This window comes from Syntrophorhabdus sp. (genome assembly GCA_012719415.1).
In the GTDB taxonomy this organism is placed as follows: Bacteria; Desulfobacterota; Syntrophorhabdia; order Syntrophorhabdales; family Syntrophorhabdaceae; genus Delta-02.
Map to the genome: position 1 here is coordinate 1 of JAAYAK010000123.1, position 25,861 is coordinate 25,861.

General features: G+C 58.9%; 27 protein-coding genes. 11 read left to right on the top strand and 16 right to left on the bottom strand.

Annotation, left to right across the window (positions count from 1 at the left end; all coding sequences use genetic code 11):
• The 16 genes from GXX82_07625 to GXX82_07700 form a co-directional block, all read right to left on the bottom strand.
• Positions 1–569: amino acid synthesis family protein (locus GXX82_07625; GenBank protein NLT22901.1), on the bottom strand; the 569-nt coding region annotated here is incomplete at its 3' end.
• Entirely contained in the window at positions 538–1,395 is an 858-nt protein-coding gene (locus GXX82_07630) for a UPF0280 family protein (GenBank protein NLT22902.1), read from the bottom strand. The genes GXX82_07625 and GXX82_07630, both read right to left, overlap by 32 nt.
• 8 nt (positions 1,396–1,403) lie before the next feature.
• Positions 1,404–2,927 carry a 4Fe-4S dicluster domain-containing protein gene (locus tag GXX82_07635; protein NLT22903.1) on the bottom strand — a complete coding sequence of 508 codons (1,524 nt, stop codon included), beginning with the start codon at positions 2,925–2,927 and terminating at the stop codon, positions 1,404–1,406.
• A gap of 21 nt (positions 2,928–2,948) precedes the next feature.
• Positions 2,949–4,094, bottom strand: coding sequence for an amidohydrolase family protein (locus GXX82_07640; protein NLT22904.1), 1,146 nt, complete (start codon positions 4,092–4,094; stop codon positions 2,949–2,951).
• 25 nt (positions 4,095–4,119) lie between these two features.
• On the bottom strand, positions 4,120–6,273 hold the full coding sequence (locus GXX82_07645) for a xanthine dehydrogenase family protein molybdopterin-binding subunit (protein NLT22905.1): 2,154 nt from the start codon (positions 6,271–6,273) through the stop codon (positions 4,120–4,122).
• A 7-nt stretch (positions 6,274–6,280) separates the two neighbouring features.
• On the bottom strand, positions 6,281–7,117 hold the full coding sequence (locus GXX82_07650; GenBank protein NLT22906.1) for a hypothetical protein: 837 nt from the start codon (positions 7,115–7,117) through the stop codon (positions 6,281–6,283).
• Positions 7,080–7,559 carry a (2Fe-2S)-binding protein gene (locus GXX82_07655; GenBank protein NLT22907.1) on the bottom strand — a complete coding sequence of 160 codons (480 nt, stop codon included), beginning with the start codon at positions 7,557–7,559 and terminating at the stop codon, positions 7,080–7,082. The genes GXX82_07650 and GXX82_07655 overlap by 38 nt, the downstream gene beginning before the upstream one ends.
• Positions 7,560–7,589: 30 nt before the next feature.
• Entirely contained in the window at positions 7,590–8,897 is a 1,308-nt protein-coding gene (locus GXX82_07660) for a TRAP transporter large permease (protein NLT22908.1), read from the bottom strand.
• Entirely contained in the window at positions 8,897–9,388 is a 492-nt protein-coding gene (locus tag GXX82_07665; protein ID NLT22909.1) for a TRAP transporter small permease, read from the bottom strand. The genes GXX82_07660 and GXX82_07665 overlap by 1 nt, the downstream gene beginning before the upstream one ends.
• A gap of 23 nt (positions 9,389–9,411) precedes the next feature.
• Positions 9,412–10,494 carry a TRAP transporter substrate-binding protein gene (locus tag GXX82_07670; GenBank protein NLT22910.1) on the bottom strand — a complete coding sequence of 361 codons (1,083 nt, stop codon included), beginning with the start codon at positions 10,492–10,494 and terminating at the stop codon, positions 9,412–9,414.
• 230 nt (positions 10,495–10,724) lie between these two features.
• Positions 10,725–11,096, bottom strand: a complete 372-nt coding sequence (locus GXX82_07675; GenBank protein ID NLT22911.1) for a hypothetical protein — start codon at positions 11,094–11,096, stop codon at positions 10,725–10,727.
• A 147-nt stretch (positions 11,097–11,243) separates the two neighbouring features.
• Complete coding sequence (locus GXX82_07680; protein ID NLT22912.1) at positions 11,244–12,734, bottom strand: aldehyde dehydrogenase family protein; 1,491 nt, start codon at positions 12,732–12,734, stop codon at positions 11,244–11,246.
• Between the two features lie 29 nt (positions 12,735–12,763).
• The gene (locus tag GXX82_07685; protein ID NLT22913.1) at positions 12,764–13,306 is read right to left on the bottom strand and encodes a helix-turn-helix domain-containing protein; all 543 of its coding nucleotides are present in this window, start codon (positions 13,304–13,306) and stop codon (positions 12,764–12,766) included.
• Between the two features lie 136 nt (positions 13,307–13,442).
• Positions 13,443–14,681: a 2-hydroxyacyl-CoA dehydratase gene (locus GXX82_07690; GenBank protein ID NLT22914.1), complete on the bottom strand. Its 1,239-nt coding sequence runs from the start codon at positions 14,679–14,681 to the stop codon at positions 13,443–13,445.
• Positions 14,678–15,811, bottom strand: coding sequence for a 2-hydroxyacyl-CoA dehydratase (locus GXX82_07695; GenBank protein ID NLT22915.1), 1,134 nt, complete (start codon positions 15,809–15,811; stop codon positions 14,678–14,680). Before GXX82_07695 ends, GXX82_07690 begins: the two co-directional genes overlap by 4 nt.
• Before the next feature lie 164 nt (positions 15,812–15,975).
• Entirely contained in the window at positions 15,976–16,293 is a 318-nt protein-coding gene (locus GXX82_07700) for a divalent-cation tolerance protein CutA (protein NLT22916.1), read from the bottom strand.
• A gap of 145 nt (positions 16,294–16,438) precedes the next feature.
• Between GXX82_07700 and maf the strand changes: the two genes are divergently transcribed.
• The 11 genes from maf (at position 16,439) to bioD (ending at position 25,725) form a co-directional block, all read left to right on the top strand.
• Positions 16,439–17,029, top strand: a complete 591-nt coding sequence (gene maf, locus GXX82_07705) for a septum formation protein Maf (GenBank protein ID NLT22917.1) — start codon at positions 16,439–16,441, stop codon at positions 17,027–17,029.
• Positions 17,026–17,700 carry a YggS family pyridoxal phosphate-dependent enzyme gene (locus tag GXX82_07710; protein ID NLT22918.1) on the top strand — a complete coding sequence of 225 codons (675 nt, stop codon included), beginning with the start codon at positions 17,026–17,028 and terminating at the stop codon, positions 17,698–17,700. Before maf ends, GXX82_07710 begins: the two co-directional genes overlap by 4 nt.
• Positions 17,697–19,070, top strand: a complete 1,374-nt coding sequence (gene argH, locus GXX82_07715; protein ID NLT22919.1) for an argininosuccinate lyase — start codon at positions 17,697–17,699, stop codon at positions 19,068–19,070. The genes GXX82_07710 and argH overlap by 4 nt, the downstream gene beginning before the upstream one ends.
• Entirely contained in the window at positions 19,042–20,076 is a 1,035-nt protein-coding gene (locus tag GXX82_07720) for a hypothetical protein (GenBank protein NLT22920.1), read from the top strand. The genes argH and GXX82_07720 overlap by 29 nt, the downstream gene beginning before the upstream one ends.
• A gap of 4 nt (positions 20,077–20,080) precedes the next feature.
• Entirely contained in the window at positions 20,081–21,340 is a 1,260-nt protein-coding gene (lysA, locus tag GXX82_07725; protein NLT22921.1) for a diaminopimelate decarboxylase, read from the top strand.
• A 29-nt stretch (positions 21,341–21,369) separates the two neighbouring features.
• Positions 21,370–22,158, top strand: a complete 789-nt coding sequence (locus tag GXX82_07730) for a diaminopimelate epimerase (protein ID NLT22922.1) — start codon at positions 21,370–21,372, stop codon at positions 22,156–22,158.
• A gap of 11 nt (positions 22,159–22,169) precedes the next feature.
• Positions 22,170–23,075 (top strand): 4-hydroxy-tetrahydrodipicolinate synthase, encoded by a 906-nt coding sequence (locus tag GXX82_07735; protein NLT22923.1) that lies wholly within the window; start codon positions 22,170–22,172, stop codon positions 23,073–23,075.
• Positions 23,076–23,094: 19 nt separating this feature from the next.
• Entirely contained in the window at positions 23,095–23,880 is a 786-nt protein-coding gene (locus tag GXX82_07740) for a 4-hydroxy-tetrahydrodipicolinate reductase (protein ID NLT22924.1), read from the top strand.
• Between the two features lie 274 nt (positions 23,881–24,154).
• Entirely contained in the window at positions 24,155–24,796 is a 642-nt protein-coding gene (locus tag GXX82_07745; protein ID NLT22925.1) for a redox-sensing transcriptional repressor Rex, read from the top strand.
• Positions 24,797–24,808: 12 nt separating this feature from the next.
• Entirely contained in the window at positions 24,809–25,018 is a 210-nt protein-coding gene (locus GXX82_07750) for a hypothetical protein (protein NLT22926.1), read from the top strand.
• Complete coding sequence (gene bioD, locus GXX82_07755; protein ID NLT22927.1) at positions 25,015–25,725, top strand: dethiobiotin synthase; 711 nt, start codon at positions 25,015–25,017, stop codon at positions 25,723–25,725. The genes GXX82_07750 and bioD overlap by 4 nt, the downstream gene beginning before the upstream one ends.
• Positions 25,726–25,861 lie beyond the last annotated feature (136 nt).

The window sequence follows — 25,861 nt, forward strand, 5'->3', positions numbered from 1 at the left end:
AGTCCATCCTCGCACTTGGCCTCTTCTTTCTTCAGGCCGCCGATGCGGGGGTTGGGTCTGCCGCCGTCGGTGACGGCCACGGCGAGAAGGATCTCGTCGGACCGGGGCGAATCGCTCACGGAGACGGTCATGGCATCGAAATGGGACCTGACGAAGGCGGCGTCCTTGAAGTGGACGGGGATGTCGATGGTGTCGCCCATCTTGCCCATCTTCTTCGCTGAGGGGATGATCGATTTGCCTCCGCCGACGGCGTTGCGCAGCGGGGTGCCGAGTTTCGGGTGGAGAAGGGCCGCGGCGTGTTCCAGCTCTCCCTTCTCGCCGACAATTGCGGCCTTGCCGTAGCTCTCGGGCTTTCTGTCCGTTCCGAGGGCCATGACGGCACGCTCCGATATCACCTTTCCTATCTCGTCACTGAAATCGATGAGGGGTGTGAGGTCATCCTCATACTTTCCGGCGTAGGGGTTCTTGATGACGGCGATGCACGCGGCCTTCCTGATGGGCCTCGCGGCCTTTTTCTCTCCGTCGATAAGCGTATCTTCAACGATGGTGACGATCTTCCTGATTTCCATCCTGCACCTCCAGGGTTATATTTTTGTTAATACCATTGCATGTATCTGTCGTGACGATGCTGCCTCTCAGCGCCATGAGGGCATAGTCGATGATGCTCCTGTCTGTCAGCTCCCGCGCGCTCCTGAGACCATTCGCAAGCGCGTCGGCAACGAGAGCATCCGTCAGGGGGCCCACATCGATCGTTACGTCTTCGTCGGGGATGTCTGTTCCGGGATCGATGAGCCGGGCTTTCCGGTGTATCACTCCGTCGGTCTCAACGGTGGTGCAGTTGCAGATATGCGTAGCCGCCGCGTCCGCGACGGCGCCCGTCCCTGCAATGGCCGTCACCGTGTCGGCGATGCCGAGGGTCAGGCTCCTGCCGCCGAACCCGCTCGTCGCCATCCCGACCTCACGCATGTCCGTAAGCCGTATCACGTAGGGTGTCGCCCGCCCCGTCATGATGTCGCCGATCCCGACCGTGAGCGTCCTGCCCGTCGCGTTGAAGATGGACAGGTCACCACCGTTGTTCACCATGAGAAGGTCGACGCCGCGCGCCGCGAAATGCTCCTTCACCATATCCGCCACCGTGCCGGCGACCGCCGCCATGGGTGTCAATGTCGTCTCGCTGACCATCTTTGCCGCTGCCGTCATTCGTTTTGCCACCTCGGGAAGGGCGGATGTGTTCCTGATCCTGTGGGCCTTCTGCCTCAGGACGGGAAGGCACTCGCGTATGTCCCTCAGGATGGAGGCGACGAATGTCTCCACTTCTTCCCTGGGGAACACGTGAGCCCTGCCGTTCTTTTCGCCCCGTATCACAAGGCTGGCGGGGCCGACCTCAACGTACACCGGTCCACCTAACGGCCCTTGTCTTTCTTCCCCAATGCCTCTTCAACGGGCCGGACCGCTTCGATGTGCCCCCCGATCTCCTTGAAGGTCTCGAGCGTCATGGTATACTCGACGGGGAGTATGAAGGAAGGCGTCGGCGAGACGTAAATGCTTCCGTGCTTTATCTTTTCCACATCGACGAGGAAATTGATGCCGCCTCCGGGGAATATGAAAGGCCTCGCGCCGCCGATGGTGACGGATACCCTGCCCTCGTGGACGGCCCTCGTCAGCCTGATGGGGTTCTTCGTCACGCCCGCCCGGGCCGAACCGCCGACGCCGGCGGCGAACACCGCGCTCACGCGCGAGAGCTCGCAGGAATCCTTGAGGACGTTAAGGAACGTGACCGCCTCCGGGGTGGGCGCGTCTTCCACGAACCTGTCCTTTTGCCAGCGGTAGAACGCCGACTTCCTGCCCGTCGTCTCCGTGATAAGGAGCGTCATGCCGTCGAAGCACTTGGTCCTGTCCACGTCCTTTATGACGTCAAGGGGGTTCACGATGTCCGTTCCTCCCCAGCCGCTGCCCTTGTTGAGGAAATACCGCCCCTCGGTGCTCTTCTGCCCCGTGAGCTGTATGGGAGAGCGGGGCTTGTTGAGGTACCTGCCCGAGGGGTGCTCGCTGAAGAGGCCGGTGATGTGGCCGTCGAGGACGATGACCTCGTCGGCGGCATCGAACATGTAGGGCGCGAAGAGCCCCGTCGTGGCGCTTCCGCAGCCGACGCGCATGCGCTCTTCCACGGTCCCGCCGATCTCGGGCTCCTGGCCGAGGGCGAGCGTGAGCTTCGTCCCGTCTTCGACCTCGACCTTTATCTTCTTGCCCTGTAGAAACTCGTGGAGCACCTTGGCGGCAAAGAGGCCGTCTTTCGATGTGAGGATGTTCACGCCGCCGAGGGAGAGTATCTTTGACCCGTATTCCTCCGTGCAGAGGTGGCCGATGTGGCGTTTGCCCTTTCTGCGGACATATACCTTCTTGCCTTCCTCCCCCACGTGGAGGTCCGTGTCGACCTTGAGTTTGAGGCCGCTGTAGCTCAACGGGGCCTCGGTGACGACGGTGACGATGTCGATGCCGTCCTTGACCCCGCTCACGATGAAGGGTGAAGGCCTGAAGTCGGGGTACGTGGTACCCGATCCGATCCCGGTGATAAGGGGCGTGCCGATGGTTCCCGCACCGGTGCCTTCGCGTACGAGGTCCATCACCTCTTCATAGGAGTGGACCCTGCCCGCTCGCACTATCTCCCCTTTTTCGTTGAAATATCTCATGCAGGCGCCGCTCCCGCCCTCGGGTATCCTGCACATGATGGGGCACGCGGTGCACATGGGCTCACCCGCGGGGGCCTCCGGTGTAAAGGCGGCCTCGGGGCACACCTTCATACAGGTCTTGCACTCGACGCAGCCGGGGCCGATGGCCGCCTTCCTGTCCTTGAGGGTTATCACCCCTAAGGGGCACACCTCTTCGCAGAGCCCGCAGCCTTTGCATTTATCAAGGTCTATCTTCATATGACACCCCGGACTTTTCCCCTACGCCGTCTTCCTGACCGGTGGCGGGGTGTTCCTGCTGACCTGTGTCTTCACGACCCCGTCGATGAGGACCATCCCGATGCCCGGTATGTCCCCGACTTCGATGGCCGCCTTCGCGTCCTTGCCGGCGGAGCCCATGGGGGCGTCGATGATCTGGAGGTCGGCGTCACAGCCGGGTGCCACGGTACCCTGGGACAGTCCGAAGACGTTCTTCGTGTTCCCCGTGGCGAAGCAGACCGCCGTTTCCGCGGGTATGCCGCAGAGGGAGGACATGAAGTTGACCATCCTCCATATCCCGAGAGGGATGACACCCGTCCCCGAGGGGGCGTCGTTGCCGAGGATGAGCCTTTTCAGCATCCCCTTTTCCTTCATGAACCTGCCGATCTCGAGCGCCGACAGGGGATTCCCGCAGTGGACGACCTCGATGGCGCAGTCCGTCTGCTCGATGACCCTCTTCACCTCGGGTACGGGGATGCTCGTGGGTCCGCCGTTCAGATGGCAGGCCACGGTGGGTTTCGCCACGAGGACGTCGTCGCAGGTCACGGTGGAGCTTCCCGGCACCGACGTGCCGCCGACGTGCATGAGAACCTTCATGCCGTACTTCTTTGCCCACTCGACCATCTGACGCGCCTCTTCCGCCGCTTTGATGCTGCCGAGGCCGATCTCGCCGACAAGCCACACGCCGTCTTCGGCGAGTTCCTTGAAATCCGCCTCGACAAGGCCCTTTTCGAGTATGAGGCCCCCGCCGTAGGTCTTCACGCCCGCCGGTCTCAGCTTCGCGAAGGACTTTTGGGCGAGGAGCGCGAGGGCCTTCGTCCCCTTGGGGTCCGTCGGCCTGCCGGGCAGGTGGACCTCGCCGGCGGATATCATCGACGTCACTCCGCCGTGGAGGCTGCTTTCGATATAACCGAGCTGGCTCTGACGAGGGGTGAAATCGCCGAACACGAAGTGTACATGGGAATCGATGAATCCCGGACAGACCGTCATGCCGTTGGCATCGATGACCTTGTCGGCCTTTGGTTCCGTGCTTTCAATGGCCTTGATCTTCCCGTCTTCGATGAGGATGGAGACGGGGCCGTTCACGACCGGCTTCTCGATGTCCCCCGTGAAGATGGTTCCCACATTCCTTATAACGAGCGTGCTCATACGCTTCCTCCTTTTACGCGGTTCATCATTTGTTCTCTTTGTTCTTTTCCAGGGCCAGCTTGAGCCTCTCTATGTCGCAGGGAAGCTGACGCATCCAGATTCCCGTCCCGTCATGTATTGCGTTCACGATGGCAGCGGCCTGGGGGATGAGCGCCGGCTCGCCGACCCCTTTGGCCCCGAAGGGACCCGTGGGTTCGCGGTCTTCGACGATCATCGCCTCGACCTCGGGCATGTCCATGGATGTCGGAAGATAGTAATTGTCGAAAGACTCGCTCTTTCCCGGAATGAACTCCTCCATGAGGGCGAGTCCGATCCCCATTGCCACACCCCCGTAGATCTGACCTTTCACGTTGCTTACATTGATGGCCCTTCCCACGTCATGGGCGGCATGGACCCTGACGACCTTGCAGACACCCGTCACCTCATCGACGTCGATCTCGGTCATGTGCGTCGCGAAGGCGTAGGTCGCATAGGGAGAGCCCTGCGACGTTTCCGGGTCCGGTGCTGTCGTCGGCGGGTCGAAGTGGCCCTCGAAGATGGGGACACTCCCGTCCGGTGCGTCGCTATAGATGTCCTTCAAGGGCTTGCCGTCGTAATAACCCGCTTCCTTGAGGTATTTTTTCAGTTTCTGTGCCGCGTTGCACACGGCCATCCCCGATATGTAGGTCTGGCGGCTCGCCGAGGTGGAGCCGGCGTCCCAGGACGTGTCCGTGTCGCCCCGAACGAGGTCGATACCCATCTCTTCCATGCCGAGGGCGTCGCAGAGTATCTGCAGGAGGGCCGTGTCCGACCCCTGGCCGATGTCGCAGACCCCGGAGTGCATCTCCACCCTGCCCTCGGGGGTGAGGGTGAGGTAGCAGCTCGAGGGGTTCGAGATCCCCGTGTTGCCGATGCCGTAGTACATGCATCCCAGGCCGAAGCCGCTGCCGGGTCCCTCTTTGCGCCGCTCCCGCCAGAAGGGCTCCACCGCCTTCAAGGTCTCGAGGAGCCCCGCGCTGTAGTTCAGGACCTGGGAGGTGGCGGTCAGCGAACCTCTCTTCAGGGCGTTCTTCATCCGTATGTCGAGGGGATCCATGCCGATGAGCCCGGCGATCTCGTCGAGCTGGGATTCGTGGGCGAGGGCGAGCTGGGGCACGCCAAAGCCCCTCATGGCACCCGATACGGGGTTATTCGTGTAGAACATGCGTGAGTTCACGAGAACGTTGGGGACCTCGTAGGGCCCCGTGGCGTGCACGGCCGCCCGTAAACAGACCGTCTCGCCGTAGGAATTGTAGGGCCCCGTATCGCCGACGATGTTCACCTCGACGGCGGTGAGGCTGCCGTCCATTCTGGCCCCCGTCTTGTAGACGATGTAGAGGGGATGCCTCTTTGTCTGGGCGAGGAGGCTTTCCTCCCTCGTGTACCTCATGAAGACGGGCCTCTTCGTGTGCCAGACGGCAAGTGCGAGGTAACCTTCGACGGTGACGTCGAGCTTGCCGCCGAAGCCCCCGCCGGTCGTGGCCTGAACGACCCGGACATCTTCCGGGGGGATGGCGAGAAGCCTCGATATCTCCTTCATCTTGTAGTGGATGTTTTGCGTGGAGGAGGCGACGACCACCCTCCCCCTGTCGTCGAGGTAGCCCAGGCCCGCCTCGGTCTCCATGTAGGCATGATCGATCCAGGTCGTGCTGTAGGTGTTCTCCACGATGACGTCGGAGGACTCGAAGCCCTTCGCGGCATCGCCCTTCACGAGCTTGCGGTGGCTGAGGAGGTTTCCCCCGTCATGGATGAGGACGGGGGATTGTATGGAAAGAAAAGGATCCGATATATTCTCAAGGTCTTCGTATTCGATCCTGACGAGGTCCGATGCCCTCTGTGCCGTCTCCTCGGTGGCCGCAACGACAACGAGGATTGCCTCCCCCTTGTATCGGACGCGTCCCGCGGCGAGGAAGGGCTGGTCCTTCTTGATCGCTCCGAAGAGGTTCTCCCCGGGGATGTCCTCGTGGGAGAGGATCGTGACGACCCCCTCGAGGGCACGGGCGGCTGAGACATCGATCTTCCGTATCAGCGCGTGGGGACGGGAACTGCGAACCACGCAGGCGAAGAGCATGTTGTTCTTTTTGAGGTCATGGGCGAAGGCCGCCGTCCCCAGGACCTTGTCGAGGGCGTCAACGCGTGTTATATCCTGTCCTATGAACATAGTTCCGTCAACCTCTGAGCACTTCTTCAAGAATGCCTTGCAACACGGGGAGCTTGTAGGCGTACGAGGGCCTGATCCCCGAGATGAGCTTCATCTCCTCCAGGGCCATCCGTATCGCTTCCGATATGGTTGCCTCGTTCTTCGGGGCCCCTTTAAGCAGGACTTCCACCTTCTTCGCCCGGAAGGGCATGGGTGTGCATGAACCGATGGCCAGCCTCGCGTCCGTGAACCTGCCGTCCTCTTCCCTGATGGCGAAGGCGACACCGAGGCGCGAGATCGCCCAGGTCGCCCTTTTGGCGACCCTGCGGTAGCCTTCCCGGTATCCTCTCAGGGGGCTTATCTCTATGGAGCCGATGAGTTCCTTCCCGTCGATGGATGTCACGTAAGGCGCGACGATGGCCTCTTCGAGGGGGACCTTCCGGCTCGCGTCCCTCGATTCCAGGGTGAGGACCGCGTCGTGTATGAGCAGGGGAGGTATGGAATCCGCGGCGGGCGAGGCGTTCCCGAGATTGCCCCCGATGGTGCCCATGTTGCGTATCTGTGGAGAACCGACGAGCCCGCATGCCAGCGCGAGGCTCCGTGCGCTCCGAACGATGGAGGCTTCGGCGCTGAGACGCGCGTGCGTCATGGCCGGGCCGATGGATATCCTTCCGTCCTTTTCCGTCATGGTGAGGAGTTCAGGGATGCCGGCCACGTCGATGACATGGCTGTAGTGCTTCCCCGCCCGCATCTTGACCATGAGGTCCGTCCCCCCCGCGATGATCTTCGGGTTCTCCAGGGAGGAGAGCCAGGAGAGGGCCTCGTCCTTAGTCCTGGCTATGACACTTGCAAATTTCGGCAGCATTCTTTATGGCCTCTTCGATCTGTATGTATCCCGTGCATCGGCACAGGTTGCCGCTGATCGCCTCCTTGATGTCATGGGCGTCGGGGTCCGCGTTCCTGAGAAGAAGGCTGTAGGCGCTAAGGAGCATCCCCGGCGTGCAGTAGCCGCACTGCACGGCGCCGGACCGGATAAAGGCCTCCTGCAAAGGATGGAGCACCCCCGACGAGGAGAGGTATTCCACGGTCTTGATATCCCGGCCGTTCGCTTTCGACGCCAGCGTCAGGCAGGAGTAGTGAGGTTCGTCGTCGACGAGCACGGTGCACGTCCCGCATTCCCCGATGCCGCAGCCCTCCTTTACGCTCGTTATGCCGAGCCTTTCCCTGAGGGCATACAGCAGGGTCTCATTGTCCTCGACCTCGATCGAGGTTTCCTTTCCATTGAGTACGAAGCGTATGGTCTTCATGTCTCTTTCCGTTACCCGTTCACACCTTGTTTATCTGCCCATGAGGCTCGGCAGGTAGGTGGCTATCTGCGGAAAAATGGTCAATATGATCGCCGTGGCTATGACGGAGAGGAGAAAAGGCATCGCCCCCCTGAATATGGTCCCCATGGGCACGTCCGGGGCGATACCCGCAATGGTGTAGATGTTAAGCCCCACCGGCGGTGTGATGAGCCCCGCCTCCATCATGAGCACCAGGAGAACCCCGAACCATATGGGGTCGAACCCGATGGCGACGATCACCGGGAAGATGACGGGCAGCGTGAGGACCATCATGGACACGGAATCGAGGAAGCACCCGAGGAGAAAGTATATGGCCACGATGATGACGAGGATGATGTACTTCGACACGCCGAGCCCCGCTATCCACGTCGAGACCGCCGTCGGTATCGTCGAGAGGGCGAGGAAATAGCTGAACAATGTCGCTCCGGCGACGAGGAAGAGCACCATGATGGATATTCTCGCCATCTCAAGGAGGGCGGCGAACATGTTCTGTTTGGTCAGCTTCTTTTTGATGATGACGATGATGAAAAGGGCCGTCGCTCCGATGGCGCCTGCCTCCGTGGGGTTGATGAAACCGAGGTATATGCCGCCCATGACGATGCAGAAGACGAGCAGCACCTCCCAGACGCCCTTGAGGGCTATTAACTTGTCCCTGAAGGTCACCTTTTCCGTGCCGCGCGGCGCAAGCTTCGGGTTTATGGCTACGAGGACTATGACGCATGCGATGAACGCGCCGGCCATGACTGCTCCCGGCAGGATACCCGAGATGAGGAGCTTCCCGATGGACTGCTCCGTGAGCATGCCGTAGACCACGAACCCGAGACTGGGCGGTATGAGGAAGCTCAAAGTGCCGCCAGCCGCGATGACGCCGCAGCCGAGCTTGGGGTCGTATCCGAACCTGCGCATCTCCGGCAGGGCCACGTTCCCCATGGCGGCGGCGGCGGCGACGGAAGAGCCGCTCACCGCGCCGAAGGCCGCGCAGGCACCGATCGTGGCGATACCCAGTCCGCCGGGGAGCCTGCGTGCCCATTTGTCGAAGGTGTTGTAGAGTTCCCTCGTTATCCCGCCGGAGCCCGCGAAGCTCCCCATGAGGATGAAGAGGGGGATGATGGTGTAGGGGTAGTTATTTGCGACGCCCCAAACGGTCTCCGCCAGTTTGGGCAGGGCGGCGTCGAGGGAGGACAGCGCCCAGAGCCCGGTGAAGCCCACGAACATCATGACGAAGGCGATGGGCATCCCGAGGAAGAGGAGGATCACAAGGAGCACGCAGCCTAGTATGCCAACAGTAACAGGGTCCATTATTCCCTCCTTCCCAGGCCCACGATAGATGTTATCAGGTCGGTGAGAAACTCCGCCCAGAGCATGAGCCCGCACACGGCGACGAGCGTCTTGAAGGGCCACATGGGTACCCTGAGCTGGTCCGTCACCGTTGTTTCGGAGATTCCCTCGATCCAGCCGTATATCGTCATGATCGTGATGACGAAAAGGCACAGTATGTCGGTTATGATCTTACAGACCAGCTGACCTTTCACGGGAAATCTCGACGTCAGGAAGTCGACGGCCACGTGGCCCTTGACCTGCTGGGTGTACGCGGCACCCAGCAGGATGATGATGGACAGCATGTATTCCGAGAGTTCAAGGGTGCCCGGGAGGGGCTTGTTGAAAATGGCCCTCCCGAGCACGTCGAAAGTGGTGATCAGCATGAGGGGAATGGCAAGGAACATGCCCACAGCGCAGATCGCGTACGTTGTCCTGTGTATCCCCTTTTGAAAACCTTCCAGCGCTTTCATGGCGTTCTTTAGCCTCTTTCTTATCAGACCTTCTTGAATTCAGGCGGGCAGGAAACGAGATGGACGTTTCTCTTCTCGCACTCTTCGTTCATGATCGCGACGACCTTCTTGGCGTTCAGTTTCTTCGCCTCCATGTCGGAAACCCACTTGCGGGTCACGTCCTGGAACCTCTTATACCACTGCTCCTGTTCCGCCTTGGGAAGGTCGATCATCTTGACGCCCATCTTCTGGATGTCCGCCATTATCTTCTTGTAGTCGTCCTTGCCGAGGCCGCCCGTCACCTTGAAGGGGTTCGTGCAGACGTCCTCGATGACCTTTTTCTGGTCTGCGGGCAGCTTGTTCCAGGACTTCATGTTCATCACGGTGCCTTCAGAAACGCAGCCGAATGTCAGCACCGTGCCGTACTTCGCGACCTCGCCGAGCTTGTACGCGAGGATGAGCGGTGCGCAGGTGACAATGCCGTCGACGCTGCCCGTCTCCATCGCCATGTACACATCGCCGAGGGGCATGAAGACCGGCTCGGCGCCGAGGGACTTGATGTAGTTCGTCTGGTGGCCACCGGGGGATCTCAGTTTCACGCCCTTGAGGTCGGCAAGCTTGGAGATGGGCTTTTTCGTCCAGATGAATGACTGGATGCAGCCGTTGAGCTCGAGGACCTTGACGTTCTTGAACTCGTCCTTGAGAGCCCTGTTGTAGACCGCGTTGCCGATGTCCGCCGCGGTGTCCTTGCCGTCGACCCAGACAGCAAGGGAAAGGACGTCGGTCAGCGGAAACCGGCCCGGTGTCCAGGTGGCGGTGAAGTAGCCCATGTCAGACAGACCCTTCGCGACGATGTCGAAGTGCTCGGGGCCCTTACCCAGGGCGGCGCCGGCGTACATCGTGTAGGCGAGTTTCCCGCCGCTTCTCTTCTTCACCTCTTCCATCATCGGTGTCCAGACCGTCTTGACCTCGCGGCTTACCGGCGGATGCCAGGTGCTGAACTTGAGATTCGCGCTCTGCGCGTGCAGAAGCTTGCCATCCAACACGCCCAACCCTGCCGCCGCTCCCACGACCGCGGCCCCCTTGAGAAAAGTCCTCCTGGAAATTTTCTTGCATTCCTCACACATGGGATCTCCTCCTTTTACGTTTTTTTGTCCTATGACTCAAATCGTGTTGCCACCCCGATCATACGGTATACCGGGACCTTCCTTCCCCGGGAGAGTGACCACACCCGATGCAGCCTTGTTGTCTTTGAGAAATCCCTGAATTGTTCAAGAGTTCTGCTATGTTTGCTGTCTCTGTCCATATCGGCACCACAACCGGACACTGGCGAAACCATTAAATCATATTAATTTTATTAAATTCTATTTAATCGTGTCAAGAAATATTTCACAACGACCATGGATTCCTTGCACGTACGTCGCGAAGCATGCCGGGTTGTCATAAGAAGCCACGTCAACGGTATATAGCGGATGAAGAAGAAAACCGCGATGAAGGGAATGGCATCGAACCAGGACTTCTTGCCCCGCTCGGTGCCCTTTACCTCGTACACCAGGAAAACAAGCAACAGGCCGAGACCCAGATGGATCGATCTCTGCATGAGGGCGTCGAAGGACCCGAAGAGGGCCGTGTAGATCTGGAAGACGGACAGTACCACCCCCACGATCGATGCGAATTTCCTGATCACCGGCTTATCGTGCCAGTATTCCTTCCACGTAAGGGCAGCCATATCCTACGCCTCCTCAGTTCGATGTCGAGCTATTTGATCATTCTCCTACGGTCTCCGATCTCCTGTTGCCTGTTCTCCAGGCGCCATTGCCTTAATAACATATACAAAGTGCCGCAGTGTCCGCCAGACGTTATATCTCCAATAAGATCAAACCCATCTGAGAGTTACCGTCTTCTCGTCAAGGAACATCTTGACGGAATCCATCCGTGATTTCGAGTTGCCGAAGAAAGAGTCCTTCTTGGACCCGAGCCCGAAGAAGGCGTAGGGCTGGGGTATTCCGGCGTTGATTCCCACGTTGCCCACCTCCACCTCGCGTATGAACTTGCGGGCGGATTTGCCGCTCTCCGTAACGATGCATGCGCTGTGGCCGTAGTTCGTTGAGTTGATCCAGTTGATGGTTTCGTCAAGGCTTCCCATCCTCATAAGGTTGCACAGGGGACCGAAGGCCTCTTCCTTCGCTATATGCATGTCGGTGGTGACGTTCTCGAAGACGTTGGCGCCGAGGAAGTATCCGTCTTCGTAGCCCTTCACTTTTACCTTGCGGCCGTCGAGGAGAAGTTTGGCCCCCGATTTCAGGCCGGACTCGACGAAGCCGATCACCTGTTCCCTGCCGCCCGATGTCGTCATTGGTCCGAGCTCCACGCTTTCGTCAAGGCCGTAGCCCATCTTCAAGGCCTTCGCGGCGGGCAGGAGCTTTTCCTTCAAGGTCTTGTAGACCTTGTTGTCGCCGATGACGACGACGTTGTCGGAGCCGAGGCACCGCTGGCCGCTCATGCCGAAGCAGCCCCTGAGGATGTAATTGACGGACTGGTCGAGGTCGCCGTCGGGCATGATGACGATGGTATTCTTGCCGTTGCCGTTGAGCGATGACCGCTTTCCGTACTTGCCGCATATCTCGAAGAGTTCCTTGCTGACCCGCGTCGAACCGATGAGCCCCACGCCCTTGACCCTCGGGTCGGAAAGGATGACCTTGTTCAGTTCCCGCTCCGGTCCCATGTGGAGAAGGTTGACGACGCCGGGAGGGAACCCCGCTTCATCGATCATCTTTGACATGGCGTCAGCGGCCACGGGGCATTGACGGCTCGGTTTGACGATGACCGTGCAGCCGCAGGCAAGCGCGTAGGGGACGAATGACGACCAGGCGTGCATGGGGATGTTGCCGGGGGTGATGATGAGGAAGACGCCGACGGGTTCGTGGATGAGGTAGCAGTCTATCCCGTTCGCGAGCTGCTCGACGTGTTCGCCCTTGTAGAAACCGTACATGGAGCTGCCAGCCGCCTCGATGTTCTCGACGCACCGCGAGATGGTGCCCCTGCCGTCGCTGATGGTGCAGCCGTGGTCCTGGACGAGGATCCGCGCCAGTTCCTCGTGGTGCTTCATGAAGGTGTCCCTGAGGTTGAATATGAGCTTCGCCCTGTCCCTGAAGGGAACGTTCCTCCATTTCCCGAAGGCGGCATGGGCCGCGGTTATGGCCTTTTCCACATCGTCAGGACCGGCCACCGGGGCTTTTCCGATCACCCTGCCCGTCGCCGGGTTGGTGACATCGAAGTACTTTCCTGTCTGTGGTGTTACCCATTTCCCATTTATGTGGAGATCCAGTTTGCCATAGTTCTTGCTTACTTCTTTCAGTAGTGCCATTGTTATTCCTCCTTAAAAGATTGGCGCTCCTAGAATGTCGGGGGTGTTATGACCCAAATGACGACGACGTCCTCCGTGCCGCTGTTGCCCCAGTCATGGGGGACGGCGGATGAGAAGTAGAAGCTCTCGTCCTTGTGGATCTTGTGCAGTTTGTTATCGAGCATAAGGTCCATTTCTCCCTGGACCACGAAGCCGAACTCTTCTCCATCGTGTGAATACATGCCGTGAGAACCACCGCCGGGTTTGATGACGGTAAAGAAAGGCTGCATCTTCTTGTTGGCCGTATTTCTCACGAGGGACTGTATCTTGGCGTCCCATCTGTTCAACTGAATGACGATGCGGGAGTCCTTGCGCATAACGATATCGTCGTCGTTGGCCCTCTTCATGAAGAAATCGACGATGTTCACGTTCAGGGCCTCGGCGATCCTCTTGAGCATCGATATGGAGGGGTCCGCCTTTCCCCGCTCCAACTGGGATATCAAGGAGGGGGTGCATTCGACCTTCTCGGCCAGTTGTTTGATGTTCAGGTTTTTCTCTTCCCTGAACTCTTTTATCTTTTTCCCTATATCCATGCCCGTACCTGACAGCAGTAATTAAATCTTATTTATTTTATTAAACCTCATTTAATTCTGTCAAGCAGTTTTTTCGGGAATAAGAAAACCCCGGACGATGCGTCGTCCGGGGCGGGTTCGTCGATCCGGGGGAGTCTCAGGCTGCCGCGGTCTTCTGCGCGAGGCCCAGCCTGTCGAGGGTCTCGAAATATGCCTCGATCCTGGTGCGGACCTGGGATTCGGCGTAGAAGCGCTGGTCACCCATGTCGCTCTCGAAGACGAGGGCGGGGATGCCCGTTCTCTTGGTGAGGACGTCCTTCAGGGTGGGTACCGCGAAGGACACGGCCTTGCAGCTCCTGTTCATGAACATGATCATGCCGTTCATGGAATACTTCTTGAAGAGGTCCATCGCCATGTCGGCCCTGTCCTCGATGGTGGAATTGGAGAAGCGGTTCACGTAGTTCTCCGCCAGTGTCTCGAGCGGGTCCTTGTTGAGGTCGAACTCGAAGCTCCAGGCATGGACGTAGAGCGAGGTGAGGATGACGCCGCCGTAGGAGCCGAGGAGTTTCGCGTGGTCGCTGAATTTGAACCAGACAGGCAGGTTCTCCCAGTAGAGGCGGTATTTCTCCTGGTCCTTCGGCAGAACGCCGATGCCCTGGTCCACCTTCGCCTGTATCTCATCGCAGAGCGTCTGGTAGTAGTCGACGCATTCCTGGGTGCCCCTGCGATAGACGGCGATGGCCATGCCGATGAGGGCGTCGAAGATGCTGATGGGCGACGGCTTGTACTGGGCCATGTCGAGGAACTTCCTGTAGAGGATGCTTGAGGCTGCGGAATACTTCATGACCTCTTTGAGGCGGTCGTAATCGAATTTTCTCTTCGTCACCTTTTCGAGAAAACTGATGAGCTCCTTGAGCTGGAGAACGCAGTACTTCACGATCTCCTTGCGTGCCTTCTGGTCGAGTATGTGTTCCGGTGTGTCGAATACGAAAACGGGCAGGTCGCCCCTGCGCGCAAGCACCTGGAACCACTTGGTCAGGGTGAAACACTGGGCGTTGCAGGCGAGGAAAAGATCCGGCTCGGGAATGCCCCTTGTCACGGTAACACCCGTCTTGCGGTAGCCGAGGTCGCTGCGGGCGTAGGCGCACAGGTGGCTTGTGTAGCCCATGCCTTCGACGACGGAGCAGAGCTCCACCCCCTTCTTCGCCGTCAAATTGGCGACGGAGTGGTTCTCGGGGTAGATGGGAACTATGTCGTGGGCGACAAAGATCTCCACCGGGGAGATCGCCGTCGTGTACCCGACGAGCTTGTTGTTATCATGAGCATGGAAGGCGTCTTCCATGTATTCGTCGGTGATCTTCTTGGACAGTTGTTTCGATGTCAGCTTCTCGTTCATAATGCTCCCCCTTTGAGAGATTCGAAGAACGCCTGGGCCCGGGTCAGGACGTGAGACAGGGACGTTGTCTGGTATTCCGTGTCAAGGACGTGCATCGGGATCCCTTCCTTCTTGATCATGTCCTTGAGGTCGGGCAGATCATATTCCTGGGACTCGCAGAACTCGATGTGCACGTAGATGACCGCCTTCGCCTTCGTTTCCTTGTAGAGTTTCTTGACCTCTTCGAAATTCTTGTAGACGTTGTCGTGGATGGGCGAGAAGAACCCCCTGCGGAAATGTCTGTCCGCCAGCGCGTCGATGAGGTTGCCGTTCAAAGACGGGGCGCCCTGAAGGTAACGGGTGCCGTCGACGAGCGTGTCTCCGACGATGTTCAGCTTGAGTTCGTCGAAGATATCGAATATCTCGGGCGGATCACAGGTTATCCCCACGAGCACAACGTCGGTGTAACCCTTGCCCTTCTTCGGCTTGATACCCTCCTTGATCGATCCCAGTGTCTTGTTGAATTCGGCCTTGTCGACCTGCAGGGAGAGTTTCATCATGCTGAAGAACTGTTTGTTGGTCAGTGTTCCCGGGTTCTTTCTCTTGATGTCGTAAAGCTCGGTCAGGAGTCTCTTGTTCTCGTTGTGGATCTCGATGGACCTCCTGAGCGCGTCGTCACTTACCGCCTTGCCCGTCCATGTGCCGAGGGATTCGATGAGGCGCTCTATCTCCTCCTTGACCCAGTACCGGGCGCTCGGCCTGTCTGCCTGGCGGGGGGCCAGGTAGCTCACGACGAACTTGTCGGGAAAATTGATCCGCCATATGTCCGAAAGGTGCTGTGTGGTGTCACAGACCTGGGGCAGAACAAAACCGCTGAAAAGATCGCCCTCGTAACTCAGCGCGAGTTCGAGATTGCTCCGAGCCAGCGAACAGGCATTGTCCGGAAGATGACTGGGCGCCTTCTTTAAGGGTTTATGAGTACCAAGAATAGTCACGGGGAGGAGATCGAACGCATAGATCACCTCTTCAGGAACATCAGCGATGGTACTCCCGACTACTTTCTTTCCTGTATCTCTAGCCCATTGTCGGATGGAAGGATACGGATCCCGCGCGAGTGCAACAACATCCTTCAGATCTAAGCTTTCCCACATAACCCCTCCAAAAATGATGAAAATGATGAAAAATTTCACTCATTATATGAAGGTTCACCATTAATTGTCAAGGTAAGTTTGGCGCGGTGTAACCCCTCTAGAACAAAGACGGATAAGCATTCCGCGAAGGATGTGCCGCGGCGGCGGGCACAAGCCCCCGCCTGTCACAATGTCTGCTGTTCCACCCATCGTGCGTAGTCGGGCAGGGCGGCGCTCACGGGGGTGGCGACGATCTCCGGGACCTCGTAGGGGTGAAGGAGCCGTATCGCGTCTTCCACCTGCCGATAGAGGGACGGTTTCGTCTTCATGACGCAGCACCACTCATCGGCCTCTTCCACCTTTCCCTTCCACCGGTAGATGCTCCGGATGGGACCGACCACCTGGCAGCAGGCGACGAGCCTTTCGTCCACAAGGCGTCTTCCCAGTCTCTCGGCCGCCTCCCTGTCGTCGATGGTTGTGACTATCTGGATGATGTCGGGCATGTCCTCCTCCTTAACCGCGGGTCCCGCCCGGAGAGTGCGCGCCGGCGGTCTCACGAGAACAATTTAACTTGAAAATATGGGAGATTTCCTATATTTTTCTATGCTACAATAGCTTTTAAAGGTAGTACAGAGATTTGAGGTCGCCATGTTTCAGGTAAACGACGGAAACGCCATCATACTCGCAAGCGAATCGACGAGGAGGGTCGATATCCTGAGGACTCTCGGGATCCCCTTCTCCATAATCCCTCCCGATGTCGACGAAACGAGGAGGCTCGAAGAGACGCCGCGGGAATACGTTTTGAGGATCTCTCACGAGAAGGCGCACAAGGTGGGAAGGCATTTTCCCGACAAATGGGTCATCGGGGCCGACACGATAGTGGTCTACAAGAGCAGGATCCTCGGCAAGCCGGTGAACGAGAATGAGGCCTTCAAGACGCTCCAGCTTCTGAAAGGGAAGTGGCACAAGGTCATCACCGGGTTCTGCGTCCTGAATGTGGACAGGGAGATCACCTACCACGACGCGGTGGAGACGAGGGTTTTCATGAAGGACCTTGTCGACGAAGAGATAATGAACTATATCCGCACCTCGGAACCCCTTGACAAGGCCGGCTCCTACGCGGTCCAGGGCAAGGGCGGCTACATGGTGAAAGAGATAAAGGGTTCCTATTCGAACGTTGTGGGACTGCCGATCTGTGAGGTCGCGGAGGTCCTCCTCTCGCTGGGCATCCTTTCATGAGCGACATCCGGCAGGCCATCGAGGCCGTGCGTGAGAGAATAGACAGGGCGTGCGGGATCGCGGGAAGGGACCCGGCCGGGGTGACCCTCGTGGCGGTGACGAAGACCGTCGACGCCGCCCGGGTGGTTGAGGCGATCGAAGCGGGTCTGGGGGACATCGGCGAAAACTACGTGCAGGAAGCGAAGGGGAAGATCGAGGCGATCGGCCCCGGGCGGGCACGGTGGCACATGATAGGGCACATCCAGAGCAACAAGGTGAAATACATCCCGTCGCTCTTCGACTGCGTCCACACCGTGGACAGCATCGCGATCATGGAGGGGCTGGAGAAGCGCGGCAAGGAGATGGACATCCTCTTCGAGGTGAATCTCGCGGGGGAGGCGACGAAGAGCGGGACCGACATGGAGGGGCTGAGAAGGATACTGGAAAGGGCGTTGTCGCTCGCGCATCTCAAGCCCGTGGGTCTCATGACGATGCCGCCTTACGTGGAAGACCCCGAAGAGGTGCGCGGTATGTTCAGGCAGTTGAGAACGACCCTTGAGACAATGAACGCCGAGTTCGGTCTTGCCATGAGGGAGTTGTCCATGGGCATGTCCTCAGATCTCGAGGTTGCCGTCGAGGAAGGAGCGACGATGGTGAGGATAGGCACGGCGCTGTTCGGGGAGAGACGATGAAACCATGGGGTGGAAGGTTCAAGGGAGGCACCGACCCGCTTCTCGAGAGGTTCAGCGCCTCCATAGACGTGGACCGCCGGCTCTATCGCCAGGACATTGAAGGCAGCAGGGCCCAGGCGGAGATGCTCGCGAGGATCGGGGTGCTCACCGCCGCGGAAAAGAGGAAGGTCCTGAAAGGCCTCGATGAGATAGAGGGCGAGATAGCCTCCGGTACCTTCACATTCACCGATGCCCTCGAAGACATCCACATGCACATCGAGGCGCGGCTCATCGAGAAGACGGGCGAGGCGGGTAAGAAGCTCCACACTGGCCGCAGCCGCAACGACCAGGTCTCCCTCGACATGCGTCTTTTTTTGAAGGAAGAGCTTCCGGCCATCGACGGCTGCCTCGCCGCCCTTCTCCGGGCGCTCGTCAGGAAGGCGGAGAGAGAGAAGAAGGTCATCATGCCCGGTTATACGCACCTTCAGAGGGCCCAGGTCGTGCCTTTTTCCCACTATCTTCTCGGCCACTATCACGCCCTGAAACGCGACAGGGTGAGGCTGACAGGGGCGCTTTCGATGGCCGACGTCCTGCCCCTCGGCAGCGGCGCCCTCGCCGGGTCGACGATACCTCTCGACAGGGAGTGGGTGAAGGGGAGACTGGGGTTCTCCCGCGTGTCGGAGAACAGCATGGACACTGTCGCCGACAGGGACTTCGTCGTCGATGCCATCTACGCGGCCTCGATGATCATGGTGCACTTAAGCAGGCTTTCCGAGGACCTCATCCTCTTCGCGACGCAGGAATTCGGGTTCATATCACTGCCCGACGAGCTTTGCACCGGTTCGAGCCTCATGCCCCACAAGAAGAACCCCGACGCGCTGGAGCTCATCCGCGGCAAGACCGGCAGGGTCCTCTCCGACCTCTTCGGTATGCTCGCCATACTGAAGGGCCTGCCCTTCACATACAACCGCGACCTTCAGGAGGACAAGGAACCCCTCTTCCATGCCGTGAGCACGGTGAAGGACGCCCTTTCGATCATGGCGCTCTGCGTCGGGGGCCTGAAGGTGAGGAAGGAGAAAATGGAAAAGGCGGCCGAGGAGAGCTTCATGCCTGCCGTGGAGATGGCCGAATACCTCACCATGAAGGGCATGCCCTTCCGGGAGGCCCACGGTGTCGCCGGGGCGGCCGTCCGCCTCTGCGAGGATGAAGGCAGGCTCCTTGGCGACATGCCGCTCAGGGAATTGAGGAAGCTCTCGCCCCTCTTCGAACGGGACGTCTTTGACTATATAAAGCCGCGCAGCGCCCTCTGCATGAGGAGATCCACGGGAAGCGCTTCCTTCGGGGAGATGATGAAGGTTATCGATGCTGAAAAGAAATATCTCGGCCTGTAGCGTCATTCTTGCTGCGCTCTGTCTCGCGCTCACCTTTTCCTCCTGCGGGAAGAAAGGGAATCCCGTGCCCATCCCCGTGGTGAGGGCGGGGATGATAAACGACCTGAGGGGGGAGGTCAGGGATGGCGTTCTCTTTCTCTCTTTCACACCCCCTGCGAGTGTCGGCGACAAGGGGAAGAAACCCGGCGAGGTGGAGGCGAAGATAGCGAGTTTCAAGGTGGTCAAAGGGTGCGGCACGTGCCTCGGGGACCTCCAACCGCTGCGCACGATCGTCCTCGATGACAAGAGAGGATATACCCTGGCGGGGAACCGTCTCTATTTCTACGACGATGACCTCATGCCCGGCGACAGTTACGCATACAGGGTCTACCCCGTCACGGAAAGAGGCACGACCGGCGAGGTGTCGAACGCCTTCGTTATAAAGTGGAAAGAACCACCCGGGCCTCCCCAGGGCCCCCTCAAGATCGTGGAGGGCGACGCCAGGGCGGAGCTGTCCTGGACGAAGGAGGAAACGAAGGAGGAAGAGTACCTTTATAACATATATCGTTACGACAACGGCAGATACCCGGTGGTGCCGCTGAACCCGCGCCCCATCTCTACGGCGCTTTACATGGACGCCGGATTGATGAACGGCCGGACCTATACCTATGACGTGAGAAGGGTCGTTCCGGGTCCCCTCCCCCTGGAGGGAGAGGGTTTGAAGGGGACTGCCACACCGAGGGACAGGACGCCTCCGGGAGCCCCCATGGGTGTCAAGTCGGAAAGGAAGGGAAAGGCAATAGCGGTCACCTGGCAGGCGAACATGGAGAAGGACCTTGGCGGATACAACGTCTATCGCATCATGGGTTCGCAGGCGGTGAAGCTCAACAGCACACCCCTGAAAGAGACGGCGTTCCTCGATGCCGCTGCTCCGGACTTCCGTTTCATAGCCTACCACGTCACCGCCGTGGATGCCGAGGGGAACGAGAGCGAGCCGTCCCAGGAATCGATAATCCAGAAAGAGTGAGACCATGGACTATTTTGAGTATCGCAATGGAGAGCTGTTCTGTGAAGATGTTCCCGTGAAGGCCGTGGCCAGGAAGGTGGGTACCCCTTTCTACCTTTACAGCTACGGGACCTTTGAAAGGCATTTCCGGGTCTTCGATGGGGCCTTTGGAGAGATGCCCCACATGGTCTGCTATTCCCTCAAGGCGAACCCGAACGGCGCTCTTTTGAGGACCGTCGCCAGGCTGGGAGGGGGTGCCGACATAGTGTCCGGCGGTGAGCTGTACCGCGCGCTCGAGGCCGGGATACCGGCGGAGAGGATCGTCTACTCCGGCGTGGGAAAGAGCGGCGAGGAGCTTCGTTACGCCATAGACGCCGGCATCCGAATGATCAACATCGAATCCGAGGGCGAGCTTCGCCTGCTTGCGAAGATTTCCCGGAAGATGAAGAAGAGGGTCCCCGTCTCGGTCCGCGTCAATCCGGAGATCGATCCGAAGACCCATCCCTACATCACGACGGGCCTCAAGAAGAACAAGTTCGGCGTGCTCTGGGGAGACGCGCTCAGGCTTTACCGCGATATGGCGGCGGAGGAGTACCTTGCGCCCATCGGCATCTCGTCGCACATCGGTTCACAGATCCTCGAACTCGGCCCCTTCATCGAGGCCGTGACGTCCTTAAAGGGGATGATCCTCGAGCTTAGAGGGCAGGGGATCTCCGTCGAGATGCTGGATATCGGCGGCGGCCTGGGCATCACATACAAGGATGAGCTCCCGCCCGACCCCGCCCAGTATGCCCGGGCGATCAGGGAGAACCTTGGGGACACGGGTGTGACGCTCATCCTCGAGCCCGGCAGGGTCATCGTGGGCAACAGCGGCATCTTTGTCACCAGGGTGCTCTACGTGAAAGGGACCGCGGGAAAGACGTTCTACATCGTGGACGGCGCGATGAACGATCTTGTCCGGCCATCACTGTACAACGCGTACCACGAGATACTGCCCGTCGAGGAAGGAAACGCGAAGACGGAGGTCGTCGATCTCGTGGGGCCCGTGTGTGAATCCGGCGATTTCTTCGCGAAGGACCGGGAACTGGCTTCCATGAAGGAGGGCGGCCTCGTCGCCATCAAAGGGGCCGGGGCATACGGTTTCGCCATGTCGTCGAACTACAATTCCCGCCGCAGGGCCGCGGAGGTCCTTGTGAAGGGAGGCGAGTTCTTCGTGGTCCGCAGGCGCGAGACATACAGGGACTTGAGGCGTCTCGAGAGGACCCCGCATTTTCTGGAGGTGTGAGTACGGTGACCGGGCTTGAATTTTCGAAGATGAGTGCCAGCGGGAACGATTTCGTGATCCTGGACAACCGCGACGGGAGGGTCTACGAAAGGTTTCCCGACATTGTCGACTTTGTCGCGAAGATATGCAGGTTCCATCATTCCGTCGGCGCCGACGGTGTGATCCTCATCGAGGGTTCCCGTGGCCATGATTTTCGCTGGCGCTTCTTCAACGCCGACGGCTCCGAGGCGGAGATGTGCGGCAACGGGGGGCGCTGCGCTGCACGGTTTGCCTTCATGAAGGGCATAGCGGGCGAGAAGATGTCCTTTGAGACCGTTGCCGGTGTCATCAAGGCCGAAGTGAAGGGCCGGACGGTGAAGCTGCAGCTCACACGCCCGGTGGACATGAAACTCGACTACCCCGTTGTCCTTGACGATAAGGAGCTTCTCTTGAGCAGCGTCAACACGGGTGTGCCTCACGCGGTGCTCCTTGTCGGCGATGTCGACCTTGTGCCCGTGGATGACCTGGGCAGGGCGATCAGGTACCACGAGGCGTTCGGGGCGAAAGGAACGAACGTCGATTTCGTCGAGGTTATGGACAGGGAGAACGTGAGGGTGAGGACCTATGAGAGGGGAGTGGAGGGAGAGACCTTTGCCTGCGGAACGGGGGCGGTCGCCTCAGGCGTCATCCTCACCGGGAAGGCGCTTGTCAACAGCCCTGTCAATATGCACACGAGAGGCGGCGAGGTGCTGAAGATATACATTGACGGCGAGGTCTATCTCGAAGGCGACGCGAGGTTCGTCTACACGGGTGAATTGTGCGAGGAAGCACTTTTGTGAAAGGAGAAGCCATGGAATTGAAAGGTATCTACACGGCGCTTGTCACGCCTTTTCGCGGCGGCGCTCTCGACGAGAAGGCATTGAAGAAACTCATCGAGTTCCAGGTGGCGGGGGGTGTCGACGGCATCGTGCCCTGCGGAACGACGGGTGAGGCCCCTACACTTTCCTACGAGGAACACGAAAAGGTCATAGAGCTTGCGATAAAGTACGCCGGGGGGAAGGTGCCCGTCATCGCGGGTACCGGGTCCAACAGCACCGCTGAGGCCATAGAGCTCACGATGTCCGCAAAGAAGCTCGGCGCCGACGCCTGCCTTCTCACCACACCCTACTACAACAAGCCCACGCAGGCCGGCCTTCTGGCACATTTCACGACGATAGCGGAAAAGACCCGGATCCCCCTCGTTCTCTACAACATACCGGGCCGCACGGGCATCAACATGGCCCCGGAAACGATAGCCGAGCTGGCGAAGGTGCGCAACATCGTCGGCATCAAGGAGGCCGCGGGGTCATTGACGCAGGTCTCGGAGATCTATCGCCTGACAAAAGGCAGGTTCGCCATCCTCTCCGGTGACGACAACCTCTTCCTCCCCATGATGAGCGTCGGGGCGGTGGGCGTCATATCTGTCATCTCCAATATCATGCCGAAGGAGCTCAAGTCCCTCTACAAGGCCTTCATGGTGGAAAAGAACATAGCGAAATCCATGAGGATCCACACGAAACTGATGCCTCTCTTCCAGGGAATGTTCATAGAAACGAACCCCATACCCGTCAAGGAAGCGGCGTACAGGATGGGAATGATCGCGCGGGAGTACCGCCTGCCGCTTTGCCCCATGAGCGACAAGAACGCCGCTCTTCTGGGCGACATTCTCGCAGGACACGGTCTCATCGCAAAAGGCGGGAAGAAAGGCCGGGCCTGAGATAAACGAGGTGTGCGATATGGTAAGGATCGTCGTAACGGGCGCATGTGGAAAGATGGGGCGGGCCATTGTGAAGCTCGCCCTCGAGGACGCAGACCTTGAAATAGCCGGCCTCGTCGAGGTGAAAGGCCATCCCCTGGCGGGACGGGCGCACGACCTCATGGGCGGGAAGACCCCCTTTGTCGGCGATGAACTGTTGCAGGCCCTGACAGGGGCGGACGTTGTCGTCGATTTCACCGAAGCGGAAGCCTCCATGAACCATTTCAGGATGGCCGCTGGGAAGGGTGTGGCCCACATCATCGGCACGACAGGCCTCAATGAGGACGACGTGAGGACGATCAGGGAAACGAAGGGCGCCCGGGTCGTCATGTCTCCCAACATGAGCATCGGCATGAACATCCTCTTCGACCTGGCGCAAAGGGTCTCCTCCATCCTGGGAGACGCCTACGACGCGGAGATCGTCGAGCTTCACCATCGCTGGAAGAAGGACGCCCCCAGCGGATCGGCCCTGAAGATCAAGGACGCCGTCGAGGCGGGGCAAAGGATGCGCGCCTGGACAGAGGTCTTCGGGCGCGAGGGGATCACGGGCGAACGCAAAAAGGACGAGATCGGCGTCATGAGCATCCGCGGCGGCGATATCGTCGGGGAGCACACCCTCTACTTTGCCGGCATCGGCGAGCGGCTTGAGCTGACCCACAAAGCATGGTCGCGGGACAACTTCGCCAGGGGAGCGCTCATCGCGGCCAAATGGCTCATCAACCAGCCCCCGGGCGTTTACTCCATGAAGGACGTTCTGGGACTGTGAAAAATAGTGTTAAGTTTTAAGTGTTACGTTTTAGGCTCTTAGAGACATTGTATGGCACAAGCTCCGTTTCAGTGGGCGGCATGCCGATACCCGAGGTCTTTTGGCCTAACACTTAAAACTTAAAACCTAAAACTTTATTCCTTTGTAAAATCAGGTATAACGCTGGTGTGTGCGAGGGAGCCAAGCTTGTTAATTTTTTCTCTTGCAAAACACCCTTGGAACTGTTACATATAGGAAACAAAAGGGAAAATTTAGACAGAGAAGGTAAAGCACAATGGCAAAATTCACAAAGATCCCCGAAGCGACCATCCGGAGGCTTTCGAGCTATCTCAAATGCATGGTCGATCTCGAGGGCAAGAGCGAAAAGGTCGCCTCGAGCGCGGTGATCGCCAGTATCTGCAATGTCAACGCGGCGCAGGTACGAAAAGACTTCGCCTATTTCGGAGAATTCGGTATCCGCGGCATGGGCTACAACGTGAAGGACCTGAAGCGGCATATCAAGGAGATACTGGGGATCAACCGGGAATGGCGCATAGCTGTCGTCGGTGTCGGGAACATGGGGAGCGCCCTCCTGGTGTACAAGGATTTCCTCAAACAGAACTACAAGATCGTCGCCGCCTTTGACCTTTATCCCGAACAGGTGATCGGACGGATCTCCGAGCGCGTGGGCAAACCGGTGGAGATCCTCAACATCAATCGCCTCAAGGACGTAGTTCAGGCCCGCAACATAGAGATCGGCATCATAACGACGCCCCCGCATGAAGCGCAGAAGGTCGCCGATCTGCTCATCGAGGCCAACATCAAGGGCATCCTCAACTTCTCGCCTGCGCCCGTCAGGACCTCGGGGGACGTGAAGCTCAGAAATCTTTTCTTCACATCGGCGCTCGATAATCTGGTATATTATTTGTCGAACTAGCCAGAGGCAACCATGTGGAAGGTACTCGCAAACACGGTGGAGATGCTCATCTATGCGGCGGTGTACATCATACTCGCCCTCGTTGCCGTCAAGGTGATCGGCGCCACCTTCACCACCGATTTCGAGAAGAAGATCTCCGAGGAGAACAATTTCGCGCTGGCCCTCATATGCGCGTCCCTCTTCACGGGTCTCGCGATCCTTCTGTCCGCCATAGTGCAATGATGAAAAGCATTTTCGTCACGGGTACCGACACCGGTGTGGGGAAGACCATCATCTCCTCGTCCGTCGCCGCTTACCTCTCAGTCGTGAAAGGTCTCGACGTGGGGGTCATGAAGCCCTTTGAAAGCGGTATCGAGACAACGGAGGACAGGGGTTTCGACGACACGTGGATCTTGAAGAAGGCGTCGGGCTCGCAGGATGCCGTGAACGAGATAAACCCTTACCTGTTCAAGGCGCCGCTGGCTCCCGAGGCGGCCGCGGCCGAGGAAGGCGCATCCATCGAGATCGATCTCGTCACATCCGTCTACGACCGCCTTACTGCCCGCCATGACGTGCTTATCGTCGAGGGCGCGGGTGGGCTTCTCGTGCCTATCACCGACGGTTTCTTCTACGCCGACCTCATCAGGGCATGGAACGCGCCCGTCATCGTCGTGTCGAGACTCACCCTGGGGACCATAAATCACACCCTCCTCACATGCGGTCACCTGAGATCCATCGGCGCGAAGGTGCTTGGCGTCATCCTCAACGACACGGAGGGCGCGGGCGACATAGCCTCGCAAACGAACCCCGCCATGCTGAAGAAATACCTCGATGTTCCCCTGCTGGGGGTCTTTCCCCACACGCCGGACCTCTTCGAAAAGGGAGTGGACAGGGAAAGACTCGCGGACCTTCTGGCAAGAAACATCGACTGCAGCGTGTTGGAAGACTGAAAAGACCTCATCTCTCGCCCGTTCGTCGCGTTCGCTCCTCTCTCAAGATCGCAGAGTTCGCAAAGAGAGGAGAAAAGAGAGAAAAGATTGCCGCCGGATTTCGAAGCCTACCAAAATCCGGCGGCCTTCTCGTCCC